The sequence below is a fragment of the Streptomyces sp. NPDC059649 genome (genome assembly GCF_042734445.1).
Taxonomy (GTDB): Bacteria; Actinomycetota; Actinomycetes; order Streptomycetales; family Streptomycetaceae; genus Streptomyces.
In genome coordinates this window covers 1-8,520 of record NZ_JBHWDV010000108.1, presented here as the reverse complement: position 1 = coordinate 8,520, position 8,520 = coordinate 1, and the positions used below count along the sequence as shown (strand labels likewise).

5 protein-coding genes and 1 pseudogene are annotated in these 8,520 nt (G+C 71.3%); 3 read left to right on the top strand and 3 right to left on the bottom strand.

The window, feature by feature from the left end; all coding sequences use genetic code 11:
• Positions 1-320: 320 nt before the first annotated feature.
• Positions 321-1,676, bottom strand: a complete 1,356-nt coding sequence (locus tag ACFV1J_RS40045; RefSeq protein ID WP_385866896.1) for an FtsW/RodA/SpoVE family cell cycle protein — start codon at positions 1,674-1,676, stop codon at positions 321-323.
• 655 nt (positions 1,677-2,331) lie between these two features.
• Between ACFV1J_RS40045 and groES the strand changes: the two genes are divergently transcribed.
• Entirely contained in the window at positions 2,332-2,640 is a 309-nt protein-coding gene (gene groES, locus ACFV1J_RS40040) for a co-chaperone GroES (RefSeq protein ID WP_261957073.1), read from the top strand.
• Between the two features lie 133 nt (positions 2,641-2,773).
• Positions 2,774-4,399, top strand: a complete 1,626-nt coding sequence (gene groL / locus ACFV1J_RS40035) for a chaperonin GroEL (protein WP_385866894.1) — start codon at positions 2,774-2,776, stop codon at positions 4,397-4,399.
• 575 nt (positions 4,400-4,974) lie between these two features.
• On the opposite strand, the gene ACFV1J_RS40030 is transcribed toward groL, so the two are convergent.
• Complete coding sequence (locus ACFV1J_RS40030) at positions 4,975-6,033, bottom strand: hydroxyacid dehydrogenase (RefSeq protein WP_385866889.1); 1,059 nt, start codon at positions 6,031-6,033, stop codon at positions 4,975-4,977.
• Between the two features lie 42 nt (positions 6,034-6,075).
• Positions 6,076-6,295, bottom strand: a pseudogene (locus ACFV1J_RS40025) (carbohydrate ABC transporter permease); the annotation flags it as partial.
• 227 nt (positions 6,296-6,522) lie between these two features.
• On the opposite strand from ACFV1J_RS40025, the gene ACFV1J_RS40020 reads away from it, so the two are divergent.
• A complete protein-coding gene (locus ACFV1J_RS40020; protein ID WP_385866892.1) occupies positions 6,523-8,388 on the top strand; it encodes a DUF2264 domain-containing protein in 1,866 nt (621 codons plus the stop codon).
• Positions 8,389-8,520: the final 132 nt, after the last annotated feature.

The following is an 8,520-nucleotide window of genomic DNA, read 5'->3' as shown; positions in this document are numbered from 1 at the left end:
TTGTTCGTGGACGTAAAGCGAAGCAGTCCACGAACAAGGCCCCGGAGGACCGTCACCGCACCCAACAACAACCCAGCCCGCCGCAGGCGCAACGGCGAGACGCCCCGCGGCGCCGCAGACAGGTACGTGCGGGGGCGCCGCAAAGCGCAACGGCGGAAACCACCGCGGCGGGACGGACAGGTACGTACGGGGGCGCCGCAAAGCGCCACGGCGAGACGCCCCGCGGCGGGACGGACAGGTACGTGCGCGGCGCCGCAAAGCGCACCGGCGAACAAGCCCCACGGCGGGACGGCCAAGTACGTGGGAGGCACCGCGAAGCGCTAGCGCACCGGCTCGCGCCGCCGCTGCGCGTGGTCGCTGATGCGGAGCAGGACCGCCACCATCACCCAGTTCGCGACCAGGGACGAGCCGCCCTTGGCCAGGAAGGGGAGTGCCTTGCCGGTGAGGGGGATGAGGCCGGTGACGCCGCCGGAGACGACGAAGACCTGGAGCAGCAGCGCGCCGGCGAGGCCGACCGCGAGGAGTTTGCTGAAGGCGTCGCGGGCGGTCAGCCCCACCCGTAGGCCGCGCTGGGCGAGCAGGACGTAGAGCATCAGGACGGCCATCACCCCGGCGAGGCCGAGTTCCTCGCCGACGGTGGTGAGGATGAAGTCGCTGTTGCCGGCGAAGCCGATCAGCTCGGGGTGGCCCTGGCCCAGTCCGGTGCCGCTGATGCCGCCGCTGCCGAAGCTGAACAGCGCCTGGCCGAGCTGGTCGGACATGTGCTCGGCCGCGCCCTCCTTGGTGAAGGCGCGCATCGGGTCCAGCCAGGCGGTGACCCGCCCGTGCACATGCGGTTCGAGGGAGCCGACGACGGCCGCGCCGACGACGGCCATCAGCAGACCGCACACCACCCAGCTGGTGCGGCCGGTGGCCATGTAGAGCATGATCACGAAGACGCCGAAGAAGATCAGCGAGGTGCCCAGGTCGCGTTCGAAGATCAGCACCAGCAGGCTGACCACCCATATGGTGAAGATCGGGCCGAGCTGCCGTCCCGGGGGCAGCTGGATGCCCATGACGCGGCGGCCGGCCAGTGCCAGCGCGTCGCGGTTGACGGTGAGGTAGCCGGCGAAGAACACCGAGATCATGATCTTCACGAACTCGCCGGGCTGGAGCGACAGCGGCCCGAGCAGGATCCACCGCTTGGCGCCGTACATGTCCGCGCCGAAGAAGGCCGGCGCCATCAGGAGCACCAGCGCCACCGCCATCGTCAGGTAGATGTAGCGCTGCAGGATGCGGTGGTCGCGCAGCACCAGCAGGATGACGATGCAGACCGCCACCCCGATCACCGTCCACACCAGTTGCCCGCTGGTCGCCTCGGCGATCTTGAGGTGGCGGGACCGGGCGTACGTGATGTCCAGGCGGTGCAGCAGGACCAGGCCGATCCCGCTCAGCAGCGTCGCCAGCGGCAGGATCAGCGGGTCGGCGCGCGGGGCGCAGCGGCGCAGGACCAGGTGCGGGACGAGCGCCACGAAGAGCATGCTGACCGAGAAGCCGGGCAGTCCGCCGGGCAGCCGGCCGGTCATCGACAGGCCGGTGTACGCGTAGCCGAAGACGGCGATCGCGACGACGAGGGCGAGCAGCCGGGCCTCGGTCCGCCGGCGGTTCGGTGCCTGGGCGAGCGCGGCGAACGTCATGGTGCGTTCGGCATCACTCTCCGGCTCCCCGGCCGCCCGGGCAGCGCTGGTCAGTCCACGCACGGGTTCCTCCCCCATCGATGGTCAGGGCCGCCGGCCGGGACGGGGTCGCGTACGTCGCATACATCGTGTACGTCACATACGTCGTATACGTGGCACGCGTGGTGCACCCCCGCAGTACGCCCCCCGCAGTACGCATCGCGGATCGCACACATCGCACACGTCGCACACGGCGTACGTGCCCCGTACATCGCACACGTCGTACGTGCCACATGCATCGCATACATCGCACAGGTCGTATACGTCGCACGCGTCGCGCACGGTTCACCGGCTCGGCAGTCGGGGAGGTAGACGAAGCAGCCGGTGGCGTGGTTGCGAGGGAAGGGGGAGGTGTGTCCGATTTGGCAGGGATCCGGGGCGCCCGGGCCCCCTGGTACGGGGCGGTGGTCAACCCGCGCCGTACGACGCACCCCCGCCGCGCTGGCACTCCGCTTGACCGAGTGCTAACCGCGTCATAGTCTCGGCGTTGGCACTCTCCAAGGGGGAGTGCCAGACACACAGCGACGGGCAGGTCCGGCACCCGCGACGACGGATCCACCTGGTCGCCACCTCAGACAGTTAACCCCGTGAGATCTCCGAAGGGGGAGGTCGGATCGTGACGACCGCCAGCTCCAAGGTTGCCATCAAGCCGCTCGAGGACCGCATTGTGGTCCAGCCGCTCGACGCCGAGCAGACCACGGCTTCGGGCCTGGTCATTCCGGACACCGCCAAGGAGAAGCCCCAGGAGGGCGTCGTCCTGGCCGTGGGCCCGGGTCGCTTCGAGGACGGCAAGCGCGTCGAGCTCGACGTCACCGTTGGCGACGTCGTGCTTTACAGCAAGTACGGCGGCACCGAGGTGAAGTACAACAACGAGGACTACCTCGTTCTCTCGGCTCGCGACGTTCTCGCGATCGTCGAGAAGTAAGTCACCCAGATTTGCCGTGATCTGCGCCCCTGGTTCCCGCGTCTAAACAACCCGGGGCAGGGGCGCAGTTCCGTTTGAGACAGCGGTCCCCACTGCGTGCCGAGGATCGCAATGAGAGGACTTGAAGCAACCCATGGCGAAGATCCTGAAGTTCGACGAGGACGCTCGTCGCGCCCTTGAGCGCGGCGTCAACAAGCTTGCCGACACGGTCAAGGTGACGATCGGCCCCAAGGGCCGCAACGTCGTCATCGACAAGAAGTTCGGCGCCCCGACCATCACCAACGACGGTGTCACCATCGCCCGTGAGGTCGAGGTCGACGACCCGTACGAGAACCTGGGCGCCCAGCTCGTCAAGGAGGTGGCGACCAAGACCAACGACATCGCGGGTGACGGCACCACCACCGCCACCGTGCTGGCCCAGGCGCTGGTCCGCGAGGGCCTCCGCAACGTCGCCGCGGGTGCTTCCCCGGCCGCCCTGAAGAAGGGCATCGACGCCGCCGTCAAGGCCGTGTCCGAGGAGCTCCTCGCCACCGCCCGGCCGATCGACGACAAGGCCGACATCGCCGCCGTGGCCGGTCTGTCCGCGCAGGACAAGCAGGTCGGTGAGCTCATCGCCGAGGCGATGGACAAGGTCGGCAAGGACGGTGTGATCACCGTCGAGGAGTCCAACACCTTCGGCCTGGAGCTGGACTTCACCGAGGGCATGGCCTTCGACAAGGGCTACCTCTCGCCGTACATGGTCACCGACCAGGAGCGGATGGAGGCCGTCCTCGAGGACCCGTACATCCTCATCCACCAGGGCAAGATCTCCTCGATCCAGGATCTGCTGCCGCTGCTGGAGAAGATCATCCAGGCCGGTGCCTCGAAGCCGCTGCTGATCATCGCCGAGGACGTCGAGGGCGAGGCCCTGTCGACCCTCGTCGTCAACAAGATCCGCGGCACCTTCAACGCGGTGGCCGTCAAGGCCCCCGGCTTCGGTGACCGCCGCAAGGCGATGCTCGGCGACATGGCGACCCTCACCGGTGCCACCGTCATCGCCGAGGAGGTCGGCCTCAAGCTCGACCAGGCCGGTCTGGACGTGCTGGGCACCGCCCGCCGCGTGACCGTCACCAAGGACGACACCACCATCGTCGACGGCGGTGGCAAGGCCGAGGACGTCACCGGCCGGGTCGCCCAGATCAAGGCCGAGATCGAGACCACCGACTCCGACTGGGACCGCGAGAAGCTCCAGGAGCGCCTCGCCAAGCTCGCCGGCGGCGTGTGCGTCATCCGTGTGGGTGCGGCCACCGAGGTCGAGCTCAAGGAGAAGAAGCACCGTCTGGAGGACGCCATCTCCGCGACCCGCGCCGCGGTCGAGGAGGGCATCGTCTCCGGTGGTGGCTCCGCGCTGGTCCACGCCGCCAAGGTGCTGGACGGCTCCCTCGGCAAGGAGGGCGACGAGGCCACCGGTGTCGCCGTCGTCCGCCGCGCCGTCGTCGAGCCGCTGCGCTGGATCGCGGAGAACGCGGGCCTCGAGGGCTACGTCATCACCGCGAAGGTCGCCGAGCAGGACAAGGGCCAGGGCTTCAACGCCGCCACCGGCGAGTACGGCGACCTGGTCAAGGCCGGCGTCATCGACCCGGTGAAGGTCACCCGCTCCGCCCTGGAGAACGCCGCCTCCATCGCCTCGCTGCTCCTGACGACCGAGACCCTGGTCGTCGAGAAGCCCGCCGAGGACGAGCCCGCCGAGGCCGGCCACGGCCACGGCCACGCGCACTGACGCAGCACACGGGCCGGGGGCGGCGCCCTGCCGCCCCTCGCTGACCACCCGTACCCGGTCCCGCTTCGGCGGGGCCGGGTTCGGTGCTTTTCCTGCGGGGGTGGCGGCCTATCTGTGTGGTTGTTTTCCTGCCGTGCGCCTGTGTTGTTCCCCTCCGTGCACCTGTGTTGTTTTCCCTCCGTGCACCTGTGGTGTGGTGTCCCCGCCGCGCACCTGTGTTGTTGTTTGCCCGCGCGCACCTCTGTTGTTGTTTCCCCGCCGCCCACCCCCCTTCGGGGGGTGGGCGGGTGAGGTGGGGACCCGCGGGCGGGGGAGCGGGGCACCCGCCCGTAGAGGGGAGGGGTGACTTGCCGGGGGAGGTGGGGTGGCCCGAGGTGGGGAAGGTAGGGGCGGCCCGCGGGGGTACGGGCACCGGACACGGCCGACCCGTGGCCGCCGGTCCCGGCCCACGGTGAGCGGCCGCCCCGGCCGACCGCTGGGTTCGGGTCAGACCGGGCGGTGGCCCAGTCAGACCAGGTCGTGCCCCACTCAGACCACGTGGTAGCCCAGTCTGACCAGGTCGTGGCCCGGCCCCGTCAGGCCGAGTGGTGCAAGTGTTCCGGGTGGACCGGGTCGGTGAACGGGAGGCCGTGGGCGTAGCGTTCCAGGGCGTCGAGGGCGTGGTCGGCCAGGCGGTGGAGTTCGGTGCCGAGGGAGCCGGCGACGTGCGGGGTGAGCAGGACGTTCGGCAGGTCGTACAACGGCGAGTCAGCGGGCGGGAGTTCTGGCTCGGTGACGTCCAGGACGGCGTTGAGGCGGCCGGTGAGCAGTTCGGGCAGCAGGGCCGTCTCGTCGACGAGTGAGCCGCGGGCGGTGTTGATCAGGGTGGCCCCGTCGGGCATCAGGGCGAGTTCCCGGGCGCCGAGCATATGGCGGGTCGCGGGCAGCTGCGGGGCGTGCACGGTGACGATGTCGCTGTCCGCGCACAGTGTGCCCAGCGGTACCGACCGGGCGCCCAGACGGGCGGCCTCGGCGGCGCCGACGTACGGGTCGTGCAGCAGTACGCGCAGGTCGAAGGGGCGCAGCAGTTCGATGACGCGGCGCCCGATGCGCGAGGCGCCGATGACGCCGACGGTGCGGTGGTAGTTGCCGGCGCCGGCGAGTTCCCGCTGCCAGTCGTGCGGGCCGCGCAGGGTGCGGTAACGGTGTGCGGAGTGCAGCACGCGCTTGTTGGCGAGCAGGATCGCGGCGAGCGTGTACTCGGCGACCGGCAGCGCGTTGGCGGCGGCGGCCGAGGTGACCGCGAGGCCGCGTTCCCAACAGGCAGCGGTGAGGTGGTGTTTGACCGAGCCGGCGGCGTGGATGACGGCGCGCAGCCGGGGCGCGGCGTCCAGCACCCGCGCGGTGAGCGGCGGCGCGCCCCAGCAGGTGAGCAGGACCTCGGCCTCGGCGAGGGCGGCGGCGACCGCGGGGGACGGGTCGGCCAGCTCGTGCGCGACCAGGCGGGGGTCGGTACGGGCGAGTGCCGCGAGGCGGGTGCGGTGGCGCGCGCCGAGCAGCCGGTCGACGATGCCGGGGCCCATCGACAGCAGCAACGCGGGGCGTGCGGACGGCATTTCCGCAGGTCCGGCGGGATTGTCAGGGGTGGGGTGCATAGTGATGAACGGTGCTCCTTCGCGGTCGCCCGTCGTGGCCCGTCACCTGCCGCTGCCGGCGGCGAGGCCGGCCTTCCGGTGTCGCTGGAGGGCGATGAGGCGGCGATCAGCGGGATGACGGCGAGGAGCGAACCAGTGACGACGAGGGGGGCGGGGGTGGTAGGACGGCTCGGGCGTGGGTGTTGCTGTTCCACGCGTACAGGCCGCGGCTCAGCGGGAAGAGGTGCTGGTCGGACAGCATCACCTGGGGGAGGAAGAAGTTGATCTTTCGTGCACGGCGGCGTTCCCCTCGCGTAGGACGGCCCGGGCGGCCCGATGGCGGCCGAGCCTAAGTGAGCGGGGCGACGGTCAGCCAGCCTCAAGGATCGAGCGCAAGACAAACCGATCGTTCGATCTCTTCTCTTTCCTGTCCGCTTGACGAGCGATCAGTCGGCGCAGAAGGATTCCGCTCGCACGGCCGCCGCCCGCCACCTCTCCCCGGGGGAAGCCATGCCCGAGCCCGCCCGCGCGCCCACCGCCCGCCGCCCGTGCCCCCTCCCGTTCCCCCTTCCACCCGAGGACCGCCGCCGCAGCCCGTACACCGGCTGGACCCGCGCCCACTGGGAGGCGACGGCCGACGGCCTGCTGCACGCCGCCGCCCGCCACGCCTCGCCGCACCACGCCCTGATCTCCCTCCCGGGCCCCCGCCCCAGCTCCTCCGGCCCCCGCTCGGACGGCCTCGAAGGCTTCGCCCGCACCTTCCTGCTCGCCGCCCTCCGCGTCGCCGGCAACAACGGCCACGACCCCCACGCCCACCTGGCCCGCTACACCGAAGGCCTGACCGTCGGCCCCCAAAGCCCGACCTCCACAACGGAGTTGACCTCAGCCGACCCCGACTCCTGGCCCCGGATCGACACCGTCCGCCAGGCCCGCGTCGAAGCCGCCTCACTCGCCCTCGGCCTGCGCCTGACCCGCCGCTGGCTCTGGGACACCCTCGACGACGCGGTACGCACCCGCCTCGCCGCCTGGCTGCTGCCCGCCCTCGGCCCGTCCCCCGTCGACAACAACTGGTGGCTCTTCGGCCTCACCGTCGGCGGCTTCCTCCGCGACGCCGGCATCGAGACGGTACGCGCACAGACGGCCATCGACCGCGCGCTCACCCGCATCGAGGGCTGGTACCGCGGCGACGGCTGGTACTCCGACGGCGAGAACCGCGCTTTTGACCACTACAACGCCTGGGCGCTGCACTTCTACCCCGTCCTGCACGCCCACCTGAGTGGCGACCACCCCCTGCGGGCCCACTACGGCGCGCGGCTGCACGCCCAACTACGCGACTACACCTGCCTCTTCGACGCCAACGGTGCCCCGCTCCCCTTCGGCCGTTCGCTCACCTACCGCTTCGCCGCCACCGCCGCCCCCTGGCTCGGCGCCCTCACCGGCCACACCCCGCTCACCCCGGGCGCCACCCGCCGCCTCGCCTCCGGAACCCTGCGGCACTTCCTCGACCGCGGCGCCCTCACCCCGGACGGCCTGCTGCCGCTCGGCTGGTACGGGCCGTACGAGCCGATGCTCCAGAGCTACTCCGGTCCGGGTTCCCCCTACTGGGCGGCCAAGGGTTTCCTCGGCCTGCTGCTCCCCGCCACCCACCCCGTCTGGACCACCCGAGAAGAACCGCTCCCCGCCGAAACCACGGACACCGTCCGCCCCCTCGGCCGCACAGGTCTCCTCCTGCACTCCACCGCCTCCGACGGCTTGGTCCGCGTCCACAACCACGGCAGCAACGCCACCCCCGACGACCCCCACTACGCCCGCTTCGCCTACTCCACCCGCACCGGCCCGACCGCCGACGGCGACAACCACTTCGTGCTGCTCCTCGACGGCCGCCCCACCCGCCGCGGCCCCGCGCACCCCCACGCCACCGGCCCGGACCGGGCGTCCTCCACCCACACCCCCCGGCACGCCGACGGCACGGTCCTCACCGGCATCCGGGTCCTCTCCACGACCCTCGTGCACGGCCGCGCCGAACTCCGTGCCCACCTCGTCACCGGCGCCGCCCCCGGCACCCGCGTCCGCCAGACCGGCTGGGCCACCACCCCCGACGGCCCCACCGCCCAACTCCACGGCCTGCACGGTTACGACGACGCCGCGCTCCACACCTCTACGGGCAGCACCCTGATGGGCCCCCACACCCACACGTCCGCCCTGGAGGGCACCATCACCGACCGCCCCGAGGGCGCCCTCTTCGTAGCCCTCGCCTCCCTGACCAACGACCCGGCCCCCGCCCCACCGAGCACCTTGGCCACGACCCACCTGGCCGACGACACCCTCCACGTCACGTGGTGGGACGGCACGAGCAGCCGCTTGCGCTTTGCTTGACCTCCCACGTACCTGTCTGCGGCGCCGCGGGTCTTGCTCGCCGTTGCGCCTGGCGGCGGGCGTGGTGTTTTTGGGTGCGGTGCCGGCCCTCCAGACTTCGTCCTCCGGTCCAGCCCCTCCCGTTGGTGGGGG